A 20,903-nucleotide genomic window follows, 5' to 3' on the forward strand; every position below is an offset into this window, starting at 1 on the left:
TCGGCGCCCTCGCCCCTTGGCCGGGGAACCGGGGGTGACGCCGGTGGGGTTCTACGCGGCGAGTGCCGCGACGCCCGCGCCGGTCAGGAGCGGATCACCGCCTAGCTCTGGCATGTGACGGGGTAGTCCGCCGAGAGCTTGTTCACCTGGTGGTTCAGCACCTCCAGCCCGATGACCCCGCGCTGCTTCGGTTCCCGCCACCAGTAGGGGGCCTGCACTTCGAGGACCCCGTTCGGCGGCACGACGAGCGTGTTGGAGGCCGTCTGCACCCCGTCGATGCTCCAGCGATAGGTGATCACCACGCCGGGCCGTGCCTCGAAGGCGCCGTACGCGGTCAGGTACGGCGCCTCGGCGCAGTCGCCGTAGTAGGCCATCGGCGAGATCTCGCCGATGCGTACGGGGTTCGTCGTGGGCAGCATGCACTTCCAGCTGTAGGCCTCCTCCTTGGACGGCTGGTTGTGGTTCAACACCTCGATGCGCACCCGGCCGCTGCCGGGGCCCATCGAGGTGTTGTACCAGAAGTCGCTGAGGTAGTTTCTGACCCCGGCTCTGACCCGCTGCGTCCTGGTCGGGCTCGGCTGGCCGTCGACGACGATCCGGTACTCGACGTCCGTGTCGATGTCCGACGTGATCATCGCCTCGGCCGTCAGCGGGAAGGAGCCGTCGCAGGTGCCGCGGAAGAGCTTCGTCAGCATGTAGCGGATGGTCAGGTTGGCCGGTGCGAGGTCGCCGGCGCTCTGCGCCGGCGTCTCGCTCTCGGCCGGCGCTCCCGGCGCTGACAGTGCGGGCGGCCCGGCGGGGGGCGTGTCCGCCTGGGCGGGAGCGGCGCTCAGCAGACCGCCGAGCAGTAGCGCGCTCAACAGCGTCGCCGTTTTTCCGATCATGAGGTTCCTCCGTTTGCCGGTAGAGGAAACTCATGATCCTCAGAGCGACTTGCGCCCTGGTTGGGCATTTCTTGGAATCGCCGGCCCCGGACGCCCCCGTTCAGGTCCGGCCGGGGCCGGTTTCGACAGCGCACCCGGTCCCGTGTGGTCGGTACGGCCTCCGGCGCGGGGACGGTGCCGGGAGGCGGTGGGCACGGCGAAGGGCCGGGGAATCCCTCCCTGGCCCTTCGTGCCCCCAAAGCCGCCGATCACTGTGGCGCGGGCCGGTCAAGAAGTGGCATGGAGATCTTCTAGTAGTTACAGAGTGTAGATGGCAGGAGACGTGGCGTGGCCATGCTGGGATGCATGAGGGCCTATTCGTTGGACGACGTCCACGCGACCCGGAAACGAAAAGACTCCTGGTGGACCGTTTTCCTGGTTGATCCGGTGGCGTGCAGGCTCACCCTGCTCGTCGCCAACCATACGTCCATCACCCCCAACGGGCTCACTCGCTTCTCCCTGATTCTCGGGATGTGCTCGGCGATCTGCTTCGCGGCCGGACGGCTGGTGCCGGGGGCACTGCTGTTCTACCTGAGCTTCATGGTCGACTGCATGGACGGGAAGATCGCCCGGCTCAAGGGGACGGGCACCGCGTTCGGACTCTGGCTCGACTACGTGGGCGACCGGATCAGGGTGGTCTGCTGCGCCGCGGGGCTGGCGTCCGGACAGTACGCGGTGACGGGGGAGGTCGCCTACATCCTGCTCGGCGCGGGGGTGGCGGTGCTCGACCTGTTCCGTTACGTGAACGCGCCGCAGATGAAGCGCGTGCGCGAGGTGGTCAAGGAGAACCGGCTCGGCCGCCTGGCGGCCGTCGAGTCCGTGACGGCTCCGGGACACGCCAGGCCCGCGGAGGCCGTGCTGGCCGCCGGACACGCCGGGCACGTCAGGCCCGTCGAGGTCGTCATGCCCCGCGAGGCCATCACACCCCGCGAGCCGATGCGGATCGTCCCCTTCGAGGAACGGAGGCCGAGGCCACGGGGCGGCAAACGGTCGAGGCTGCCCCGCAGGTTCGGCCGCCTGCTGGCCCGTCGCCGGGTGCGGAGCCATCTGATCAGCGGCATCGAGTTCCACGCCGCGGTGTTCGTGGTCGCCCCGCTGGTGGGGAGGGTCGCCCTGGTGCCCCTCGCGGTCGCCTCCGGGGCGTTGCTTCTGCTGAACGAGGTCTTCCTGATCTATCGAATGTGGCTCTTCTCCCGGGTGGTGCCCGCCGCGCCGCTGGTGGAGAAGGTGCCGCGCGTATCTGTTTGACCAAGCTTTACGGGGGTTCGTTGTCATGCAGTCCGACCGCCCGATCTTCGTGATCGGTTGTCCACGTTCAGGCACCACCATGTTGCAGCTGATGCTGCACTCGCATCCACGTATCGCGGTGCCTCCGGAGACACGGTTCGTGGTGCCCGGCTACTACCGCAGGTTCTCCTTCGGGGACCTGCGCGAGGAACGGAACCGGCGCAGGGTCGGCCGGTGGATCGTGAGCGACAAGGACACCAAGTTCAAGGAGCTCAAGCTCGACGGGGACAAGCTGATCGACGACATCGTCGCGGGGCCGCCGACGCTGGGCTCGGCGATGGGCATCACCTTCCGCTCGTACGCCGAGCAGTACGGCAAGAGCCGCTGGGGTGACAAGCGGCCCAGCTACTACCACCACGTGGACCTGTTGACCAGGCTCTTCCCGGACGCCCAGTTCGTGCACCTGATCAGGGACGGCCGCGACTGCGTGGCGTCGCTGAAGGAGATGCCCTGGTACACCAAGGACGTCTTCCACGCGGTGGTCAACTGGAGCGAGGCGATCGACTACGGCCGCCACCACGCCAGGAAGCTCCCCGCCGACAGCTACTACGAGCTGCGCTACGAGGACCTGACCGCCTACCCGGAGACCGAGCTGAGCAAGCTCTGCGAGTTCCTCGGCGAGGACTACGACCCGGCGATGTCCGAGCCGTACCACGTCGCCAGGGTGGCGATCCCGCAGCACAAGGTCTGGCACAGCAACACGCACGGCGATGTCACCACCGCCAGGGCGGGTTCGTGGAAGGCCAGGCTGGAGCCCTGGGAGATCTCGGTCTGCGAGACGGTCCTGGCCGAGCGGCTGACCGCCAACGGCTACGAGCTGAGCGGCGCGCCCAAGGCGGGCAAGCCTCACATTCAGGCGTGCGAGAAGGCCGCCGCCAAACGACGCTGGGCGCGCAGGCGCAAGGAGTTCCGCGACCGGGTCAAGCGGTTCCGCGAGCCGGGCCCGGTGGCCGCGAGGCTCACCAGCCGGCAGCTCGGCGAGCTGGCGAAGGTCTGACGTGAAGCCCGACCGCCCGATCTTCATCCTGGGCTGTCCCCGCTCGGGGACCACGATGCTGCAGCTGATGCTGCACGCCCACCCGCGCGTCGCCATCCCGCCGGAGACCCGGTTCATGGTCTCCGCCTACCAGCGACGGCTCCAGTTCGGCGACCTCAACGACGCGGAGCACCGGCGCGAGCTGGCCGAGTGGGTGGTCGACCGGCACCAGACGCGTTTCCACGAGCTGAACCTGGGCCGCGACGAGGTGCTCGGGCAGATCGTCGACGGGCCGCCTACGCTCGGCTCCGCGCTGGGCATCGTGCTGCGCGCCTACGCGACCAGGCACGGCAAGCCGCGCTGGGGTGACAAGCGGCCCTCGTACTTCCAGTACACCGACGTGCTGCTCCGGCTCTTTCCCGACGCCCAATTCGTGCACCTGGTCAGGGACGGCCGCGACTGCGTGGCGTCGCTGAAGGAGATGCCCTGGTACAACGGGAGCGTCTACAGCGCGGTCTCCGCCTGGGCCGAGGCGATCGACTTCGCCAGGCACGGCGCGCCGAGGCTTCCCGAGGGCAGCTACCACGAGCTGCGCTACGAGGACCTGACCGCAGAGCCGGAGGCTCACCTGCGCAGGCTGTGCGAGTTCCTCGGCGAGGACTTCCACCCGGCCATGTGCGACCCGGCCGCGGTGGCCGGCATCGCCGTGCCCACCAGGAAGACCTGGCACGCGCGCACCTACGGCGAGGTGACCACCGCGCGGACCGGTTCCTGGCGCGAGCGGCTCGACCCCGGCGAGGTCTCGCTCTGCGAGAGCGTGCTCGGCGACCGCCTGGAGACCTACGGGTACGAGCTCAGCGGGGCACCGAGGGTCGAGACCTCCCGGCTGGTCTGCTACGAGCGGACCGCGGCCAAGCGGAAGCTGGCCCGGGTCAAGCGGATCACCTTCGACCGGCTGATGCGGCTCCGCGAGCCGAACCCGCTGGGGGCGCGGCTCACCTCCGCCCAGATCGTGCTGGCGGGAGTGCCGATGCCGCGCAACGAGCCGGTGGCGGTCACCGGGTGACCTGCTCGAACAGGGCCTCCCACCGATCCAGCACGCGATCGGGCCGGAACGCCTCGACGTGAGCGCGGGCGGCGGCCCCCAGCCGCCGCCGCTCCTCGGCCGAGGCCATCAGCTCGGCCAGCGCGGCGGCGAGCGCGGTCACGTCGGCCGGGGGCACCAGCACCCCGGTCTCCCCGTCCAGTACGAGTGACCTGAGCCCGCCCGACACGTCGAACGCCACCGAGGGCACCCCGTAGGACGCCGCCTCACCGACCACCAGCGGCAGCCCCTCGTGCTCGCTGGCCAGCGCCAGCACCGACCCGCCCAGATACTCCTCGCCCATCAGGGGCGCGGGCACCGTGCCACGGAAGACCACCCGGTCGCTCACCTCGCAGTCCGCGGCGTGCGAGGTGAGCCGCTGCCGCTCGGTCCCCTCGCCGATCAGGTGCAGCTCCCAGCCCTCGCCCGCCTCGCGACGGGTCTTCGCGAGGTCCGCCCGCAACTCGGGCTCGCCGGGGACGGAACGGCCACAGGCCTGGGCGAAGGCCGAGATCAGCCGGTCGAACCGCTTCACGCCCTCCAGCCTGCCGATCCCGAGCACCCGGCGGGCGGTCAGCCCGGCGGTCCCCGACGGCCAGGCGGGCAGCGGGTTCGGGATGGACCAGGTGTTGGGCAGCAGCGCGTGCTCGGCGAAGAGCCACGCGTCCCGCTCGCTGAGGAAGACCGCCTTCTCCAGGGTGCCGTAGTGGTCGCGGACCGAGTCGAGGTGCCAGGAGCCCCGCGCGTGCTCGTACGACCCGTGGTACTGCCCGATCGGCAGCAGCCGCTCGGGCAGCAGGGCCCTGATCCGGGCGACCACACTGGGCGAGGAGAGCACGGCGAACCCCGGCCCCACCTCGCGCAGCAGCCTGTCGAGCTCCCGGTGCTCGCGGCGCCGGCCCAGCGGTGACAGCGTGCTCACCGGTGTGCGGTGGATCACATGGCTGGTGTAACGCGGCCGCTCCACGTAGCGGAACGGGCTCCTGGCGCGGTGCAGTCCGATCACGTGCACCTCGCGGCCCCGTTCGGCCAGGCCCTGAGCCACGGTGTGGGTGACCCGCTGGACGCCGCCCAGGGTGTCGGCGTCCACGCAGGCGAACACGACCGCCTCCGCGCGCCCGCCGCTCACCCCGACCACCTGGGCGGCTGGATCGGCCGCCGCAGCCCCGGCAGATGTCCCAGCCCGGCCGGAGCGCGCCACTCCCGGGGAGCCTGCGTGGGGATCCGGACCGAGGGGGGCTCGAAGAAGGCTTCCACCACCTTCGCCGAGGCGTGACCCTTCTCCTCCGCGCACCACAGCCTGCGGAACGCGATGTACCTGGCGGCGAAGGAGACGGTCACGCCGTCGAGGTCGCGCAGCGCCTCGATCAGCTCCTCGGTGGTGGTCAGACAGGGGCCGGGGGCGATCGCGGGCAGGTCGTGGTAGACCCCGCGTTCCACCCTGCGGTACTCGTCCCAGTCGTCGATCAGGAACAGCATCGGCCGCCCGGTGATCGCGTAGTCGCACATCAGCGACGAGTAGTCGGTCAGCAGCGCGTCCGAGAGCAGTATCAGGTCGTTGACCTCGGGGTACGACCCGGCCTCGCGGACGAAGTGGCGCAGCTGCTCGGGCACCTCGAACCGCTCGACCGGGTGGGTGCGCAGGACCACCGTCCAGTCGCCGGCCAGGGCCTCGGCCATCGCGGACAGGTCGGCCCTGACCGACTCGCCGGACCCCTTGGCCCGGTCGCGGTAGGTGGGTGCGTACAGCAGCACCCTGGACCAGTGCGGGATCTCCAGCCGCTCCCTCGCCCGCCTGGCCGCATCCCGGTCACCGTGCACCAGCACGTCGCAGCGGGGCGAGCCGTGGCGCAGCAGTCGTCCCCGGTAGCCGTTGGAGGGCACGAACACCCGCTCGAACTCGGCGCTGGGCGAGACCAGCGCGTCCCAGCGCTCCACCGCGGCCCGCCAGGTCGCCCTCGGCCCGTCGAAGTCGGCGCGCAGGTCAGGCGAGTCGAAGCCGACCGACTTGATGCCCTGGCCGTGCCAGGTCTGCAGGTAGCGGGTGCGCGGCGGCTTGGGATAGGCCAGCGGCATGCCGTGGCTGTCGACCCAGTAGCCCGCCCTGGCCATGGTCCAGATGTGCCGCCAGCTCATCCGCCGTACCAGCCTGGCGTCGGGAGGAAAGCCGTGCGCGGTCCCGGTCGCCGACCAGACCATCCGCAACGGCGTGCCCCGCCGCCTGAGCTCCTCGTAGATGTAGCGCGGGTTCCCGGTGTACCCGGCGCCGACGTCGGACTCGAACAGGGCCAGATCCCGGCGGGGCGGCAGTACGGAGATCAGCCCCTTGTAGACGCGGAGCTTCACCTCGGGGCCGTCCATCCTGCGCAGCAGCCTGCGGCCGGCCCGCCCCACCCGGGCCAGTCGCCTGAGCGCTCCCCGGCGGCGCCAGCGCAACCGCAGGAACGCGGCGACCCCCTCCGCGCCGACGGTGACCTCGTGCCACGGGACGACGACGACGAACGGCGGGCTGGACGAATCGACCAGCAGCTGGTCGGAGGTGACCCTCCCGTCGGGGTTGACGATCTCGACCACCGGCTCGTGGCGCCCGTCGAAGCCCAGGCGGCCGGGGCTGAGCGCGGCGAGGTCGACCGTCGCCTCGCTCAGCAGACCGCCGTCGTCCTGCTCGCGTGGCGCGAGCCGTACCCGGTGCTTCCCGATGCGCAGGAACGCGGTCCAGCCGGGGGTGGCGGCGAGCACCCCGAAAGGGTCGTACGTCCTGATCACCACCCTGATCACGGTGCCCTGGCCGGTGACGACCGCCTCGTGGCGCAACCTGGAGGTGCTGTAGGGCAGCTCGGCCATCCGGAGCGAGGTGATCTCCCGCATCTCGTCGGGGACCGTTCCCCAGTAGGTGCGCCCCCCTTCGCGCAGGGCGACGCGCGGCGGTGCCTTCGGTCCGTTCAGCGAAGCGGCGGCCAGCAGGAGCTCGTCAGGCCGACCGGCGAGGATGAAACTACAGCAGACCCGGATGAGCGGGTCGATCGTCTCGAACACCGCCGGGTCGAGTTCGGACAGGTAGGGGCGGACCACCGAGATGAACTCCTCGACCCACGCGAGGTCCCGCATGGGCAGCGGGTTGAGGTAGACCCGCAGGTCCTGGCGGAGGAACCGGCGCTGCCGCTCGTGCACCAGGTCACCGAGGCCGTTGTCACGCAGGATGTCGTCGCTCAGCCGGGCCGCCCTGATCCTGGAGCGGACGTTGGACATGTCGGTCAGGCTCAGCGAGATCGACAGCCGCGCGTCGCTCTCCGCCGAGGCCCGGTGCCAGAGGTAGACCACCCACGGGACCACGGCGAACCGTCGCGCCGCGCAGTACAGGGCGGTGCTGAAGACGTGGTCCTCGTAGTGCATGTCCTCGGGGAACGGCAACCGCCGCAGCAACTCGGCCCGGTAGAGCTTGTTGGTGCTGAAGGAGTCGAGGAACATCTCCGGCTCCTCGGCGATCCCCTCGACGGTCCGGCGTCTGGCGAACAGGGCCGGGTAGTAGCGCGCGGTCTTCCCGCTCTTCTCGTACAGCCGGGCGATCTGCCCGGTGACGAAGTCGGCGCCGGTCCGCTCGATCTCCAGCAGCATGCTCTTGCAGGCGTGCCGGGTCAGCTCGTCGTCGCTGTCCAGGAACATCACGTACGGCGCCCGCGCCGCCGCCACGCCCCGGTTCCGCGGGGTCCCGCAGCCCCCGCTGTTGACCTCCCCGCGCAGGTAGCGGACCCGCGCGTCCTTGCGCTGCAGTTCCCGGGCGACCTGCTCCGTCTCGTCGGTGCTCGCGTCGTCGGCGATGATCACCTCGACGTTGCGCAGCGACTGCCGGAGCACCGACCGCACGGCCCTGGGCAGCCGCGCGGCATCGTTGTAGGTGATCACCACAACGCTGCACTCCGGGACGTTAATCACACCTCGTGCTATCCCCGAGAAGAAGTGAGTAGTTGTCCTACTTGTCCACTGATAGCACTCTTTTTGATGCCCTATGGGACGGGCGGTCCAGGTCCGGCGCGGTTTGGACCGCCGAGTGCCGCCCGAACCGTGACAGCCGGGACCGTTGGAGGGGCGACCGTCTCATCGCCCGGTTGCGTCACAGTCCTCCCCGGAGGGTCTTGGCCCGGCACGATCTTCTAAAGCCGCCCGGCCTCCACCTGCCAGGCCCGATACAGCGGTCGGCTACGTCAGGGACATTCTGTGCAGGGCGTCGATGGCGAGGCGGTAGCCGTCCGTGCCGAGGCCGACGATGGTGCCGCGCGCGACGGGGGAGATGTAGGAGTGGTGGCGGAAGGACTCGCGGCGGTGCACGTTGGAGATGTGCACCTCGACGACCGGTAGCTCGGTGCCCTCGATGGCGTCGTGCAGGGCGATCGAGGTGTGGGTGTAGGCCCCGGGGTTGAAGACCGCGCCGATGACCTCACCGGCCTTGACGCGCGCCCCGGCCTCGTGGATCCAGTCGATCAGCCGGCCCTCGTGGTTGGACTGGCGGAAGAGAAGGTCCAGGCCGAGCCGGGTGGCCTCCTCGCGGCACAGTTCCTCGACGTCCGGCAGCGTCATGGTGCCGTAGACCTCGGGTCTGCGGGTGCCGAGCAGGTTCAGGTTCGGGCCGTTGAGCACGTATACGCCGGTCACGGGGATCATTCTCGCCCATCCGCGGGACCGGCGGTGCCAGGCCGCGGCCCGCTCCTGTGACGCGGCGGACCCATGGAACCTGGAGCGGGTGCCGTATCTGACCGGCGTTCGCCGGTATTCAGCGATTCCTGTTGTGCCGTCGGGCGGCCAGCCACAGTACGGCCATCACGGCCAGCACACCCATCATCATTCCGGTGAGCAGACCCAGGACGGTGTCGAGGCTGCCGTCGAGCTCCGTCCCGGCGACCCGGAACACTGACACCAGGGCCACCGCCGTCAGCGCCAGCAGGCCGGCGATCAGAGCGTAGAACCTCGGACTGAGGAAGATGTTGCGCCCCGGCGTTCGCGGCGGCGCGGTCAGCTCCGCGGCGGGCCCCAGGCTGGCGGCCCTGGGCCGTTTGAAGTACTCGAAGCACACCCACCTGCCGCACGGCTCCCAGCCGTCGGGGGCGAGCAGGTCGAGCACGCTCCGGCGCCGGCCGGGCGAGACCAGCTCTCTCCGGTACTCCCACTGCTGGGGGTGCTCGGGGTCCCGGGCGCTGACGAACAGGCCCTTCGTGTCGATCCCGTCGACCTCCCAGCCCTGGGCGCCGTACTCGTTGAGCATCCTGACGTCGTGGAACAGGTCGGCGGTCCAGCACCAGGTACGGGCGTCCGCGGCGGGCGGGGCCGAGGTGACGGCCAGTTCGCGGGCCAGCTCGGCCGCCGGGCCGAACTCCTCCTCGGGGTCGCCGCTGCTGCTCTCGGCGAGGTAGCCGGCGAGGTCGTCCAGCATGGCTCCGACCCGGTCGGCGGGCATGCCCGCCTCGGCCAGGATCACGGCGAGCTCGTCGAAGTAGTCACCGGTGGTCTCGTCGACGTGGCTGTTCATCGAAGCCCCCCTTCGGGTGCGCTCGTCTCGGTGCGGCCCTTGGCCAGTACGGCGCGTACCGACTCGTCGAAGTTCAGCCAGAGTCCGCTCTGCTCGGCGAGTGTCCGCCTGCCCTGGTCGGTGAGCCGGTAGTAGCGGCGGCCGGGTCCGCGTTCGGTCACCCGGAACTCGGCGGTGACCAGCCCCGCCTCCTCCAGCCGGTTGAGCACCGGATAGAGGGTGCCGCCCTTGATCTGGCCGAGGCCGGACTCGGCGAGGTCCTTGGCGATCTCGTAGCCGTAGTTCTCGCCGGCCGTCAGGCTGGCGAGGACCAGCAGGTCGAGCACACCCTTGAGCCAGCTCGCGCGTCGGTCGCTCGTCATGTAGCGATCCTATCTAGCCTGGGTTCCCGACTAGCTCACGTCGCGGCTGCGGGGTGAACAGCAGGCCGCGAAGGTCGATCAGTGCGTGCAGCAGGATCGGCATGAGCAGGCTGCCGGTCCTCAGGTAGAGCACGGTCAGGCCGAAGCCGGCCAGGGTGACCATGAACATGCCGCGCCGGCCCTGGTAGAGATGGCCGGCGGCGAACACCGCCAACGCGCAGCAGGCCGCGACCTCCTTGCTCAGGCCGAGCGCGCCGGTGCCGACCGCGATGAGCAGGCCTCGGTAGACGATCTCCTCGGTGATACCGGCGGTCACCGACAGGCCCGCGGCGTACCAGCGCTCGACCGCGGTACGCGGCAGCAGGTGGGTGACGGCCTGCTGGCCGGGGAGGGATTTGCCCTTGGCGGCCAGCCTTCTGAAGACGAGCACGCCGGCCGCGGCGGCGACCAGGAAGCCAACGATCATGCCGAGGGCCTCGTCCGGTGACTCCTTGATCACCAGGCCGATGTCCGTGAAATCGAGGTCCGGCTCCACGGCGACGATGAGCAGCGCCACGGCGGCCAGCGTCCACAACTCGGCGCTCCAGAACGTGACCATCCGGCGATAGGCCGTGGGGTCCTGGTCGCGAGTGCGGGCCAGCTTGTCGTAGGTGTGCCTGCCGAGCAATGGGCCGGCGACGGTCAGGTAGCCGACGAGGACGACTGCCAGGACGAGCGCCAAGGGGGATGACACGGGAAGCCTCCGTAGGTGTTCTGCTACCTAGACCGTAGAGCAAGCTAGTTAGGGATGCAATCTAGCTTGCGGAGAAGATGCTCGAAGACGTGGCGTGGATCGGAAGGACTCCGGCAGTCGGCTGTAGTGCGTCCCCGAGGCCATCCGGGCCCGGATTCGGCATCGCCTCGATCGCCAGGCTCCTGGGGCCGGCGCCCGTACCGGGACCGCGCTGAGGGGTCCTCGGTGGGGGCCTCGATGGCCCAAGCTTGGGCAAGGGCGGGAGGTTGTTTGGGGCTGCGGTGGGGACGAGGGCGGTAGACCGGGAATATCACGGCATGTGCACGCATGTCGGGCTCGACTGCGCCACCCCGGGGGGACCGCTCATGGCCGACGACATCCTTGCCTCAGGAGAGAACTTCGGACAGGGGATGCCGGGGGTTCCGGCGCGGGGGCGCGGACCCAACACCGGAGAGCCCTTCTCCAGGCGTGACTACCGGCACCCGGCGGCGGGCTGGGGCGCGGCGCTCAGCGTCGGGAAGATGCTGGCCAAGACACGGGAGCCGGTCGAGGGGACCCGGGCGATCTTCCGGATGAACCATGAGGGCTACGGTTTCGACTGCCCGGGATGCGCGTGGCCGGACGACAGGAAGGGCCTGCGTCTGGACATCTGCGAGAACGGCATCAAGCACGTCACCTGGGAGATGACCCCCAAGCGCGTCGGGCGCCGGTTCTTCGACGAGCACACCGTCACCGAGCTGTCCGGCTGGAGCGACTTCGCGCTGGAGGACCAGGGCAGGCTGACCGAGCCGATGGTCTACGACCCGGAATCCGACAGGTACCGGCCGATCTCCTGGCCGGACGCGTTCGAGCTGGTCGGCTCGACGCTCAGGAGACTGAGCAGCCCGGACCAGGCGTCGTTCTACACCTCCGGGCGGCTGAGCAACGAGGCCACGTTCCTCTACCAGCTCTGGGCCCGCGAGTTCGGCACCAACAACCTGCCGGACTGCTCGAACATGTGCCACGAGGCCAGTGGCCGGGCGCTGACCGCCGCGCTGGGCACCGGCAAGGGGACCGTCGACCTGGACGACTGGGGCAAGACCGACGCGCTGTTCCTCCTCGGCTCCAACGCGGCCTCCAACGCGCCGCGCATGCTGACCTGGCTGGTCGACGCGTACCAGCGCGGTGCCCAGATCGTGCACATCAACCCGCTCGTCGAGGCCGCGGCCGGGGAGACGATCGTGCCGCACGAGTTCCTCGCGATGGGCACCTTCCACGCCACCAGGACCGGAACGCTCAACGTGCAGCCGAGGATCGGCGGCGACCTGGCGCTGCTGCGCGGGGTCGCGAAGGCCGTGTTCGAGGCGGCGGAGACCGACCCGAAGGCGATCGACCAGGGGTTCGTCGACAACTACACGCGCGGTTTCGAGGACTACCGGCGGGTGTGCGCCGAGGCCACCTGGGCGGAGCTGGAACTCCAGTCAGGCGTGGGCGAGGTGCGGATCCGCGAGCTCGCCGACGTCTACCTGCGTTCCAGGCGCACCATCATCAGCTGGTGTCTGGGCATCACCCAGCAGGAACACGGCGTCGACACCGTGCGAGAGATCGTCAACCTGCTGCTGCTCCGGGGCAACGTGGGTCGCGAGGGCGCCGGTCCGTGCCCCATCCGCGGGCACAGCAACGTCCAGGGCAACCGCACCTGCGGGGTCAACTCCCACCCGACCGAGCGGTTCCTCTCCCGGCTGGCCGAGGTGTGCGGCATCGACCCGCCGAGGGAATGGGGCCTGGAGACCGTCGGCACCATCGAGGCGATGCACCGGGGCGACGTCAAGGTGTTCGTGAGCATGGGCGGCAACTTCGCGCTGGCCACGCCCGACACCCCGGGCACCTTCCGGGCGCTGCGCAACTGCGAGCTGACCGTGCAGGTCAGCACCAAGCTCAACCGCAGCCACCTGGTGCACGGCGAGAAGGCGCTGATCCTGCCCTGCCTCGGCCGTACCGAGAAGGACTGGCAGCGCCGCAGGCTGCAGGGGGTCACGGTCGAGGACTCGATGAGCATGGTGCACATGTCGATCGGCATGCGGAACCCGGCCTCCCGGCAGCTGCTCTCCGAACCGGCGATCATCGCCGGCATGGCGAGGGCGACCCTGCCGGACAGCGCCACGCCCTGGCAGGAGTACGTCGACGACTACGACCGCATCCGCGACACCATGGCCCAGGTCCTCGACGGCTTCGAGGACTTCAACCGCCGGGTCCGGATGCCGCTGGGCTTCCGGATCCACCAGCCCGCCCGTGATCTGGTCTTCCTCACCGAGTCCGGGCGCGCCGAGTTCTCCACGGCTCCGATCCCGAACGTCATTCCGGAGGCGGGCCGCCTGACGCTGGGCACGGTGCGCTCCCACGACCAGTGGAACACCACCGTCTACTCCGACGACGACCGCTACCGGGGCGTCAGGAACCTGCGCACCCTGGTCCTGATGAACCGCGACGACATGCGCGAGCGGGGCCTGGCCGACACCGACCTCGTCGACATCACCAGCATCGCCAGGGACGGCAGCAGGCGCAGCGTCTACGGCTACCGGGCCTTCGGGTACGACGTCCCGCGCGGCAGCGCGATCGGGTACATGCCCGAGCTGAACGTGCTCTGCGCGCTCACCGACTTCAGCCCGCAGAGCGGGCAGCCGCTGGCCAAACACCTCGTCGTCGAGATCACCCCGGCGGCCGGCCACATGGTGAATGAGACCCGACACGAGGCGGAACGCCCGATCAGCCACGGTGTGGGCGGGCAGTGAAAGGTTCTGACGTGTGAGCCCGTGACAGGGAAGTGCCGGGCCTGCGGACATCCGATCGAGAGACTACGGGCCTGGCTGAGCATCCTCATAGGCAGACGGCTTTTAGAGCTGTCCGGTTTTCACGGCCCCAAGGAAGGCCGCGAACACGGCGTTCTCGAACACGAGGGCCGGGCCATTGGGGTTCTTGCTGTCGCGTACGGCGACGTCCCTGCCCAGGAGGGCAACCTGTACGCACTGGCCGCTTGAGCCGCTGAGGCTGCTGGTGTGCCATTCGGCATGGGAAAGATCGGGCTCCTCGCCCACCCTGTGTTTCCTCTCGTCACGTATCCGCGAGGATGCGAGTGATGAGATTACGGCTCTCGTCCGGGCTGCTCGCCATGGTCCGGAGCTTCTCGAACACTCGCCTGTACCGCGTCACGTCGCTCTCGCTCTCCAGGAACAAGTCTCTTACGCTCGCCTCAATGTAGACAACATCATGAGCATCCTCGGCGAACTGGAGAATGACGAACGAACCCTGCATTCCCGGGTGCACACCGGCTGCGAAAGGGATCACCTGCAACGTCACATGGGGCTGCTCGCTCTCATCGAGCAGTCGCTGCAACTGCTCGCGCATTATCTCGGGGCTGCCGACACGGCGACGCAGCGCCGCCTCATCGATGATCGCCTCAATGGTCAGTGGCGAATCTCGTTCGGTCTGGCGAGCCATGCGGGCCGCCACCCGGGTCTCGATCTCCTCTGTCGGCAGTTCGAGTGCGCCTCCGGGAATCGCCGCGCGGGCATACGCCGTGGTCTGAAGCAGTCCGGGAACAAACGAGGACTGGTAGTCCAGAACCGCTCTGGCCTCCTGCTCGAACCCTATGTAGGTGGCGTACTGATCGGGCAGGGATTCCGAGGGAGCATGCAGCCAACTCTCCTCTCCCGCCAGCTTGAGGATTCCGATCAGGTCGTCCCGATGTCGTTCCGGCACGCCGTACACGTCGAGCAACGCTCGTAGTGTTCTTACCTGCGGTTTCGCCTGCGCCGTCTCGATTCGGTACAGGGTGGCACGGTTGATCTCAGTAGCCTCTGCCACCTGCTCACGGGATAGACCCGAACGCTCCCTGAGCTGTCGCAGCTCCATCGCCAGCCGTCGTAGGCGAGTAGTAGGAGCCTGCCGCCGTTGGATCATGTGGCACAGGGTAGCGGAATCATCACGGCCGATGTGAACACAACGTGTTGCGTTCGCTACGTCTCGTGTGCATCATGTTGTTTGTAAAACCTGTCGCATCCCTCAGCGCAGGCAGCCAAGTCGATGGCGGTGGTTAGGGAGGTCGGGCTTCTGGCTGCCCGGACTTCAGGCGAGGCGGTCACGAGAACAGAAGATCGAATATCTCGCCGACTCCACCCGCTCGGATGTCGTATCGCTGATGAAGGGCAGGATCGATGACGGTGTCGTCTTCGCATGAGCAGTACCTTCACCTGGTGCGGTTGGCGTGGGGTCTCCGCCGGCTGGAGGTGGGGGTCAGGATCGAACTTCCGGCCTCCGAGGAGCCGTACGTGGCGGTGCGGCGCGAGTCGGGGCCGCTTCGGGTGCTCGCCGTGCTCCGGGGTAAGAAGTGGATCTTCGCCTGGGGGCGGGGCCGCTACCAGTGGATCGCGGCCTTCGACGAGGACGCGGTGCGGCGCATCCACGAGATGGTGGCGCGGTGACGGCCGGGCTGCTGGGCACGATCACATTGCCGGGGGCGGAGTGCTCGGTGCCGGTGGCGCGTCACTGCGTCGGCGCGGTGCTGGCGGCGGCGGGGTGCGCCTTGGTGGACGATGTGCTGCTGGTGGTCACCGAACTGGTTGGGAACGCGATCAGGCACACCGCCTCGGGCGGTTGCGGCGGCACCCTGACCCTGCACGTCCTCGACGCCGGACAGCAGCTGATCCACATCGAGGTGGTCGACTCCGGCGCGGCGACGTTCCCCGAGCCGCGCGAGCCGGACCCGGAGAGCTTCGGCGGGCGCGGCCTCTGGCTGGTCGATCAGTGCTCGGCCAGGTGGGGAGTACGCGAAGTCGACGGCGGCCGCCGCGCGGTCTGGGCACTGCTGCCCTCCACAGGTGACCGGTAATGCGTTCCGAACGCCCGATGATCGACGCCGCCGAGAGGTGTGTTTACTGACGGTTTCGGCGTAGGGCGCGGGTGATCAGCCAGGTGATCAGGGTGGCGGCCGCCAGGGCGGCGACCAGTGGGGCGATGCGTTTGAGCAGCGGCAGGCCCGCCACCTCCAGGAGGTTCATGGCCTCCTCGTCGGGGCTGAGCGAGGTGCGTGAGGTGCCCGCCGGGTGGCTCTGGCGGGACCCGGACTTCTCGTCCACGACGAGGTCGGGCGGTGTCGGCACCGCGCTGAGATGCCGTCCGGACCCGCTCAGCTCCTCCGGTCCGGCGGGGGTCGCGGGGCCGGGGCCGAAGGCCGCCGAGACCACCGGAACCTCGTCGTCCGGGCCAGGCTGGGAGGGAGCACTCCAGCCGCCCAGGCCCGGCGTCTCGGAAGGCGTCTCGGCGGCGGTCTCCACGCCCGGGCTCTCGCCCAGCAGCAGGGAGAGGTTGGCCGCGAACCTGTCGATCAGCTTCTCACCGACCTCGGACATCACGCCCCGGCCGAACTGGGCCGGGCGGCCGGTCACGTTGAAGGAGGTGTCGACGGTGACCCTGGTGTTCCGCCCCTCGGGGTGCAGGCGCGCGACGACCGTGGCACCGGCGGTGCCCGAGCCCCTGGCCTCCTTGCCGGCGGCCTTGACGGTCATGGAGTGGGTGCCTGCGTCCACCTTCTCGAAGGAGGCCCGGCCCTGGTAGGTCACCGTGATCGGCCCGACCTTGACCTTCATCCTGCCGGTGAAGGAGTCGTCCTCGACCTTGTCCACGGTGGCACCGGGCAGGCAGGGGCCGACCCGCTGGACGTCGAGCAGCACCGGCCACGCCTGCTCGATCGGCACGGGGACCGTGAACTCGTGCTCGAACCGCATCGCCATCGATCCGCTCCTTGCCGGTCGGTCGCTGTTGCGACATTACGACTACACGGGGGCGTATTACCAGTATGCCGCCACGGGGCCGGTTGACCGCCACACGTCGGTACGTGTCGGCCGGCGTCCGTTCCCCCTGCCCCTCCGGGCGGGGATGATGCCTCCGCCCTCACGAGAGGCGCTTCTCGCGCTCCGGGCGGCACGAAAGTCGTTTTCAGCGTGGAGACCTCGGGCTTCGGCTCCGGGGAGGAAACGCGGCACGGGGCCGCGCGGGCGGGCGGTTACCGGTGAAGCAGGAAACCCACCCGGTGAGGGTTGGAATCCTCCGGCTTCAGCCCCGGGGAGGAAGTCAAGGTGAAGACGCTCGCGAGCCCGTCGGGGCGGCGGCTACAGGGTGGGAACGCCCCGGGCTCTCACCCTGTAGCCGCGGGACTCAGCCGCTCGCGGCCCTGACCGCCCTGCGGGTCAGCACCCGGGCCAGATGGCGGCGGTAGTCGGGTCTGGCGTGCAGGTCCGCCGGAGGCGAGGTGCCGTCGTCGGCCTCGGCGCACGCCTCCCCGACGGGGTCGGTGCCGCCGGAGGCGGCGGGCGCGAGGTCCACCCCGCGCAGCGCCGTCTCCACCGCACTCGCCCGTACCGGGGTGGGGCCCATGTTGGTCAGCGCGATCCTGGCCTCCTCGACGGTCCCGTTGCTCCGCCGTACGGCCGCCGCGACGCCGACGATCGCCCACGCCTGCGCCGTCCGGTGGAACTTCTCGTAGTGGAAACCCCACCCGGGGCCGAGCACCGGCACCCGGGCGCCGATCAGCACCTCATCGGGTTCGAGCGCGGGCTCCAGGTAGTCGACGAAGAAGTCCGCAGCGGGGATCTCCCGCTCGCCGTCGGCGGAGCGGACGACGAAGACGCAGTCGAGCGCCAGGGCCACGGCCGGCAGGTCCCCCGCCGGGTCGGCGTGGGCCATGGAGCCGCCGAACGTGCCACGGTGCCGTACCGCGGGGTCGGCCACCGTGGCCGTGGCCAGCGCGAGCAGCGGGACGCGCTCCTTGATCACGGCTGAGCGCAGCACCTCGTCGTGGGTGGTGAGCGCGCCGACGAACACGTGGTCGCCACGGTCTTCGATGCCGCGCAGTCCGGGCAGGCGCCCGAGGTCCACCAGCGCCGACGGGTAGGCCAGCCGCAGCCGCAGCAGCGGCAGCAGCGACTGGCCACCGGCCAGCACCTTGACGTCATCGCCGGAGGCGAGCACCTGGCATGCCTCCTCCACCGAGGAGGGCCTGACGTAGTCGAACGACGCGGGGATCATCGGGTGCCTCCCTCGGCGGCAGAGCCGGCGGTATCGCCTCCGGTCGTGGGCGGTTCGGCGAGAGCGCGCCAGATCCGCTCCGGGGTGCAGGGCATCCGCACGTCGTTCACCCCGTACGGGCGCAGCGCGTCGACGATCGCGTTGACCACGGCGGGGGTGGAGGCGATCGTCCCGGCCTCGCCGACGCCCTTGACGCCCAGCGGGTTGGTCGTCGCCGGGGTCTCGGTACGGTCGGTGACGAAGTCCGGCAGGTCGGCCGCCGAAGGGATGAGGTAGTCGGCCATCGTGGTGGTGAGCAGGTTGCCCTCGGTGTCGTAGACCGCCTCCTCGAACAGCGCCTGGGCGACGCCCTGGGCGATGCCGCCGTGCACCTGACCCTCGACGATCAGCGGGTTCACCACCGAGCCCACGTCGTCGACCGCCACGTAGCGCCGGATCTTCGAGGCGCCGGTCTCGGTGTCCACCTCGATCGCGCACAGGTGGGTGCCGTGCGGGAAGGAGAAGTTGTCCGGGTCGAAGGTCGCGTCGGCGTCCAGCGAGGGTTCGAAGCCGTCGGGCAGGTCGTGCGCGGCGAAGGTGGCCAGCGCCAGCTCCTGGATGGTCCTGCCCGCCTCGGTGCCCCGGACCTTGAACGTCCCGTCGGTGAACTCGATGTCCTCGGCGTCGGCCTCCAGCATGTGCGCGGCGAGTTCCCTGGCCCGGTCCTTCACCTTCTCGCAGGCGGCCAGCACGGCGACGCCGCCCACCACCAGGGAGCGGGAGCCGTAGGTGTCCATGCCCTTGTGCGAGACGGACGTGTCGCCGTGCAGCACCGAGACGTCCTCGAACGGCACGCCCAGCGCGTCGGCGACGATCTGGCTCCAGGCCGTCTCGTGTCCCTGGCCGTGTGGGGTGGAGCCGGTGACGACCTCGACCTTGCCGGTGGGCAGCATCCTGACCGAGGCGTGCTCCCAGCCGCCCGCGCCGTAGCTGAGGCTGCCGAGCACCCGCGAGGGCGCCAGCCCGCACATCTCGGTGAACGTCGAGACGCCGATGCCGAGCTGGACCGGGTCGCGCCGGTCGCGCCGGTCCGCCTGCTCGGCCCTGAGCTTGTCGTAGCCGAGCAGGGCCAGGGCCCGCTCGGTCGCCGCCTCGTAGTTGCCCGAGTCGTAGGTCAGCCCGCAGATCGTGGTGTACGGGAACTCCTCGTGGGTGATCCAGTTGCGGCGCCGCAGTTCGATCGGGTCCATGCCCAGCTCGTGGGCGAGCTCGTCCATGGCCCGCTCGATCGCGAACGTCGCCTCCGGACGGCCCGCGCCCCGGTAGGCGTCGGTCGGCATCTTGGTGGTGAAGACGCCGGTGCAGTTGAAGTCGTAGGCGTCCATCTTGTAGATGCCGTTGTACATGAACGCGCCGAGCAGCGGCACGCCCGGCGTGACCAGCATCAGGTAGGCGCCCATGTCGGCGAGCAGGTCCACCTTGACGCCCCGCACCCGCCCGTCCCGGTCGGCGGCGACGGAGATCCGCTGGAGCTGGTCGCGGCCGTGGTGCACCGTCAGGTTGCCCTCGGAGCGGGACTCGGTCCACTTCACCGGCCTGCCCAGCCTGCGGGTCAGCAGTAGCGCGAGCACCTCCTCGGCGGTGACCTGGAGCTTGGAACCGAAGCCGCCGCCCACGTCGGGGGCGACCACCCGCAGCTTGTGCTCGGGGATGCCCGTGGTCAGCGCGAGCATGACGCGCAGGACGTGCGGGATCTGGGTGGCGGAGTAGAGCGTGAAGGCGTCGCCGTCGGTGGTGGCCACCACCGCGCGGGGCTCCATGGCGCTCGGGATGAGCCGCTGCTGCACGTAGGTGCGTTCGATCACCACGGGGGCGTCGCGGAACGCCTCCTCGATGTCACCTCCGGCGAACTTCCAGGTGAACGCCTGGTTCCCGGCCTCGTGGACCTTGGGGCTCCCCTCGGCGAGCGCCTCGGTCATGTCGAGCACCGCTTCCAGCGGCTCGTAGTCGATCTCGATCGCCTCCAGCGCGTCGGCCGCCCGGTAGCGGTCGGTGGCGACCACGCAGGCCACCGCCTCGCCGACGTAGCGGACCTCGTCCACCGCCATGGGCGGGTGGTCGGGGATGACGACGTCCTCGCTGACCGGCCAGGCACAGGGCAGGCTGCCCTGCTCGTCGGCGAAGTCGCGCCCGCTGTAGACGGCGACCACGCCTGGCCGGCCGCTCGCGGCAGAGGTGTCGACGCGGGTGATCCTGGCGTGGGCCATCGGGCTGCGCAGGAAGGCCACGTACATCATGCCGGGGAGCTGGATGTTGTCGGTCCAGGTGGTCCTGCCGGTGACCAGCCGGGCGTCCTCCTTGCGCCTGCGCGCCTTCCCGACCTCGTGGGCGGACGGGTCCTTCAGCCGGTCGCTCTCGATGAGCTGCTCGGTCATGGCGCCGGCACCTCCTGCGCGGACGACTCCGACGCGCTCCGCCGGGACATCTCCGCCGCGCCGCGCCGCACCGCCCTGACGATGTTGCAGTACCCCGTGCACCGGCACAGGTTGCCTTCCAATCCCTCGCGGACCGCCTCCTCCGACGGGTCGGGATCGTCCCTGAGCAGGTCGATCGCCGCCATGATCATGCCGGGGGTGCAGTACCCGCACTGCAGGGCGTGCTCCTCGTGAAAGGCCCGTTGCATGGGATGCCACTCGCCCCCCTGCGCCAGGCCCTCGATCGTGACGACATCGCTCCCGTCGGCCTGCACGGCGAGCACGGAACAACTCTTCGCGCTCCGGCCGTCGAGCATCACGGTGCAGGCGCCGCAGTTGCCGGTGTCGCAGCCGATGGGCGTGCCGGTCCTGCCGAGCCGATCTCGTAGCAGATGGACGAGGAGGAGGCGCGGCTCCACCTCCTCCTCGTATGCGATTCCATCGACGTTGACGGTTATTCGGGGCATACGTCCTCCAAGAGCAACCACAGGGGTATAGGAGA

At 69.9% G+C, this 20,903-nt stretch carries 19 protein-coding genes; 6 read left to right on the forward strand and 13 right to left on the reverse strand.

Going from position 1 to position 20,903, the window contains the following annotated elements:
• Positions 1–101 precede the first annotated feature (101 nt).
• Positions 102–884 (reverse strand): hypothetical protein, encoded by a 783-nt coding sequence (locus tag AB0K21_RS01660; RefSeq protein WP_364147009.1) that lies wholly within the window; start codon positions 882–884, stop codon positions 102–104.
• Between the two features lie 345 nt (positions 885–1,229).
• Here AB0K21_RS01660 and AB0K21_RS01665 point away from each other — a divergent pair, with 345 nt between their 5' ends.
• Genes AB0K21_RS01665 through AB0K21_RS01675 form a run of 3 tightly spaced genes read left to right on the forward strand, consistent with a single transcriptional unit; the run spans position 1,230 to position 4,252 of the window.
• Entirely contained in the window at positions 1,230–2,171 is a 942-nt protein-coding gene (locus tag AB0K21_RS01665) for a CDP-alcohol phosphatidyltransferase family protein (RefSeq protein WP_343968155.1), read from the forward strand.
• Positions 2,172–2,196: 25 nt separating this feature from the next.
• Positions 2,197–3,207 carry a sulfotransferase gene (locus AB0K21_RS01670; RefSeq protein WP_364147012.1) on the forward strand — a complete coding sequence of 337 codons (1,011 nt, stop codon included), beginning with the start codon at positions 2,197–2,199 and terminating at the stop codon, positions 3,205–3,207.
• Between the two features lies 1 nt (position 3,208).
• Positions 3,209–4,252: a sulfotransferase gene (locus tag AB0K21_RS01675; protein WP_343968151.1), complete on the forward strand. Its 1,044-nt coding sequence runs from the start codon at positions 3,209–3,211 to the stop codon at positions 4,250–4,252.
• On the opposite strand, the gene AB0K21_RS01680 is transcribed toward AB0K21_RS01675, so the two are convergent.
• The 6 genes from AB0K21_RS01680 to AB0K21_RS01705 all read right to left on the reverse strand — a co-directional run bounded on the left by AB0K21_RS01680 (position 4,242) and on the right by AB0K21_RS01705 (position 10,886).
• Positions 4,242–5,399, reverse strand: coding sequence for a glycosyltransferase (locus AB0K21_RS01680; RefSeq protein ID WP_343968150.1), 1,158 nt, complete (start codon positions 5,397–5,399; stop codon positions 4,242–4,244). The two genes, AB0K21_RS01675 and AB0K21_RS01680, sit on opposite strands and share 11 nt — an antisense overlap.
• Positions 5,396–8,203, reverse strand: a complete 2,808-nt coding sequence (locus tag AB0K21_RS01685; protein ID WP_364147016.1) for a CDP-glycerol glycerophosphotransferase family protein — start codon at positions 8,201–8,203, stop codon at positions 5,396–5,398. Before AB0K21_RS01685 ends, AB0K21_RS01680 begins: the two co-directional genes overlap by 4 nt.
• 264 nt (positions 8,204–8,467) lie before the next feature.
• Positions 8,468–8,929: a type II 3-dehydroquinate dehydratase gene (gene aroQ, locus AB0K21_RS01690; protein WP_364147019.1), complete on the reverse strand. Its 462-nt coding sequence runs from the start codon at positions 8,927–8,929 to the stop codon at positions 8,468–8,470.
• Between the two features lie 109 nt (positions 8,930–9,038).
• Positions 9,039–9,791, reverse strand: coding sequence for a hypothetical protein (locus tag AB0K21_RS01695; protein ID WP_364147021.1), 753 nt, complete (start codon positions 9,789–9,791; stop codon positions 9,039–9,041).
• The gene (locus AB0K21_RS01700; protein WP_343968142.1) at positions 9,788–10,153 is read right to left on the reverse strand and encodes a PadR family transcriptional regulator; all 366 of its coding nucleotides are present in this window, start codon (positions 10,151–10,153) and stop codon (positions 9,788–9,790) included. Before AB0K21_RS01700 ends, AB0K21_RS01695 begins: the two co-directional genes overlap by 4 nt.
• A 13-nt stretch (positions 10,154–10,166) precedes the next feature.
• A complete protein-coding gene (locus AB0K21_RS01705) occupies positions 10,167–10,886 on the reverse strand; it encodes a type II CAAX endopeptidase family protein (protein WP_343968140.1) in 720 nt (239 codons plus the stop codon).
• A gap of 317 nt (positions 10,887–11,203) precedes the next feature.
• Between AB0K21_RS01705 and AB0K21_RS01710 the strand changes: the two genes are divergently transcribed.
• Positions 11,204–13,657: an FdhF/YdeP family oxidoreductase gene (locus AB0K21_RS01710; RefSeq protein WP_364147026.1), complete on the forward strand. Its 2,454-nt coding sequence runs from the start codon at positions 11,204–11,206 to the stop codon at positions 13,655–13,657.
• A gap of 102 nt (positions 13,658–13,759) precedes the next feature.
• Here AB0K21_RS01710 and AB0K21_RS01715 read toward each other — a convergent pair whose 3' ends face one another.
• Together AB0K21_RS01715 and AB0K21_RS01720 are read right to left on the reverse strand one after the other, a co-directional pair.
• On the reverse strand, positions 13,760–13,960 hold the full coding sequence (locus tag AB0K21_RS01715) for a DUF397 domain-containing protein (RefSeq protein WP_343968136.1): 201 nt from the start codon (positions 13,958–13,960) through the stop codon (positions 13,760–13,762).
• Between the two features lie 16 nt (positions 13,961–13,976).
• Positions 13,977–14,777, reverse strand: a complete 801-nt coding sequence (locus AB0K21_RS01720; RefSeq protein WP_343968134.1) for a helix-turn-helix transcriptional regulator — start codon at positions 14,775–14,777, stop codon at positions 13,977–13,979.
• A 308-nt stretch (positions 14,778–15,085) separates the two neighbouring features.
• On the opposite strand from AB0K21_RS01720, the gene AB0K21_RS01725 reads away from it, so the two are divergent.
• On the forward strand, positions 15,086–15,346 hold the full coding sequence (locus tag AB0K21_RS01725; RefSeq protein ID WP_343968131.1) for a hypothetical protein: 261 nt from the start codon (positions 15,086–15,088) through the stop codon (positions 15,344–15,346).
• On the forward strand, positions 15,343–15,753 hold the full coding sequence (locus AB0K21_RS01730; RefSeq protein WP_343968129.1) for an ATP-binding protein: 411 nt from the start codon (positions 15,343–15,345) through the stop codon (positions 15,751–15,753). Before AB0K21_RS01725 ends, AB0K21_RS01730 begins: the two co-directional genes overlap by 4 nt.
• 43 nt (positions 15,754–15,796) lie before the next feature.
• Here AB0K21_RS01730 and AB0K21_RS01735 read toward each other — a convergent pair whose 3' ends face one another.
• The 4 genes from AB0K21_RS01735 to AB0K21_RS01750 form a co-directional block, all read right to left on the reverse strand.
• The gene (locus tag AB0K21_RS01735; protein ID WP_364147030.1) at positions 15,797–16,654 is read right to left on the reverse strand and encodes an SRPBCC family protein; all 858 of its coding nucleotides are present in this window, start codon (positions 16,652–16,654) and stop codon (positions 15,797–15,799) included.
• A 424-nt stretch (positions 16,655–17,078) separates the two neighbouring features.
• Positions 17,079–17,948, reverse strand: coding sequence for a xanthine dehydrogenase family protein subunit M (locus tag AB0K21_RS01740; protein WP_343968114.1), 870 nt, complete (start codon positions 17,946–17,948; stop codon positions 17,079–17,081).
• A complete protein-coding gene (locus AB0K21_RS01745) occupies positions 17,945–20,362 on the reverse strand; it encodes a xanthine dehydrogenase family protein molybdopterin-binding subunit (protein WP_364147034.1) in 2,418 nt (805 codons plus the stop codon). Before AB0K21_RS01745 ends, AB0K21_RS01740 begins: the two co-directional genes overlap by 4 nt.
• Positions 20,359–20,868: a (2Fe-2S)-binding protein gene (locus AB0K21_RS01750; RefSeq protein WP_343968110.1), complete on the reverse strand. Its 510-nt coding sequence runs from the start codon at positions 20,866–20,868 to the stop codon at positions 20,359–20,361. The genes AB0K21_RS01745 and AB0K21_RS01750 overlap by 4 nt, the downstream gene beginning before the upstream one ends.
• Between the last annotated feature and the right edge of the window lie 35 nt (positions 20,869–20,903).

Source organism: Streptosporangium sp. NPDC049248 (assembly GCF_040678965.1).
Classification (GTDB): Bacteria; Actinomycetota; Actinomycetes; order Streptosporangiales; family Streptosporangiaceae; genus Streptosporangium; species Streptosporangium fukuiense.

What these genes read in the sequence shown, in the direction of transcription:
- AB0K21_RS01660 (WP_364147009.1), bottom strand. Translation starts at nt 884, where the DNA reads ATGATCGGAAAAACGGCGACGCTGTTGAGCGCGCTACTGCTCGGCGGT.
- AB0K21_RS01665 (WP_343968155.1), top strand. Translation starts at nt 1,230, where the DNA reads ATGAGGGCCTATTCGTTGGACGACGTCCACGCGACCCGGAAACGAAAA.
- AB0K21_RS01670 (WP_364147012.1), top strand. Translation starts at nt 2,197, where the DNA reads ATGCAGTCCGACCGCCCGATCTTCGTGATCGGTTGTCCACGTTCAGGC.
- aroQ (WP_364147019.1), bottom strand. Translation starts at nt 8,929, where the DNA reads ATGATCCCCGTGACCGGCGTATACGTGCTCAACGGCCCGAACCTGAAC.
- AB0K21_RS01695 (WP_364147021.1), bottom strand. Translation starts at nt 9,791, where the DNA reads ATGAACAGCCACGTCGACGAGACCACCGGTGACTACTTCGACGAGCTC.
- AB0K21_RS01700 (WP_343968142.1), bottom strand. Translation starts at nt 10,153, where the DNA reads ATGACGAGCGACCGACGCGCGAGCTGGCTCAAGGGTGTGCTCGACCTG.
- AB0K21_RS01710 (WP_364147026.1), top strand. Translation starts at nt 11,204, where the DNA reads ATGTGCACGCATGTCGGGCTCGACTGCGCCACCCCGGGGGGACCGCTC.
- AB0K21_RS01720 (WP_343968134.1), bottom strand. Translation starts at nt 14,777, where the DNA reads ATGGAGCTGCGACAGCTCAGGGAGCGTTCGGGTCTATCCCGTGAGCAG.
- AB0K21_RS01735 (WP_364147030.1), bottom strand. Translation starts at nt 16,654, where the DNA reads ATGGCGATGCGGTTCGAGCACGAGTTCACGGTCCCCGTGCCGATCGAG.
- AB0K21_RS01740 (WP_343968114.1), bottom strand. Translation starts at nt 17,948, where the DNA reads ATGATCCCCGCGTCGTTCGACTACGTCAGGCCCTCCTCGGTGGAGGAG.
- AB0K21_RS01745 (WP_364147034.1), bottom strand. Translation starts at nt 20,362, where the DNA reads ATGACCGAGCAGCTCATCGAGAGCGACCGGCTGAAGGACCCGTCCGCC.
- AB0K21_RS01750 (WP_343968110.1), bottom strand. Translation starts at nt 20,868, where the DNA reads ATGCCCCGAATAACCGTCAACGTCGATGGAATCGCATACGAGGAGGAG.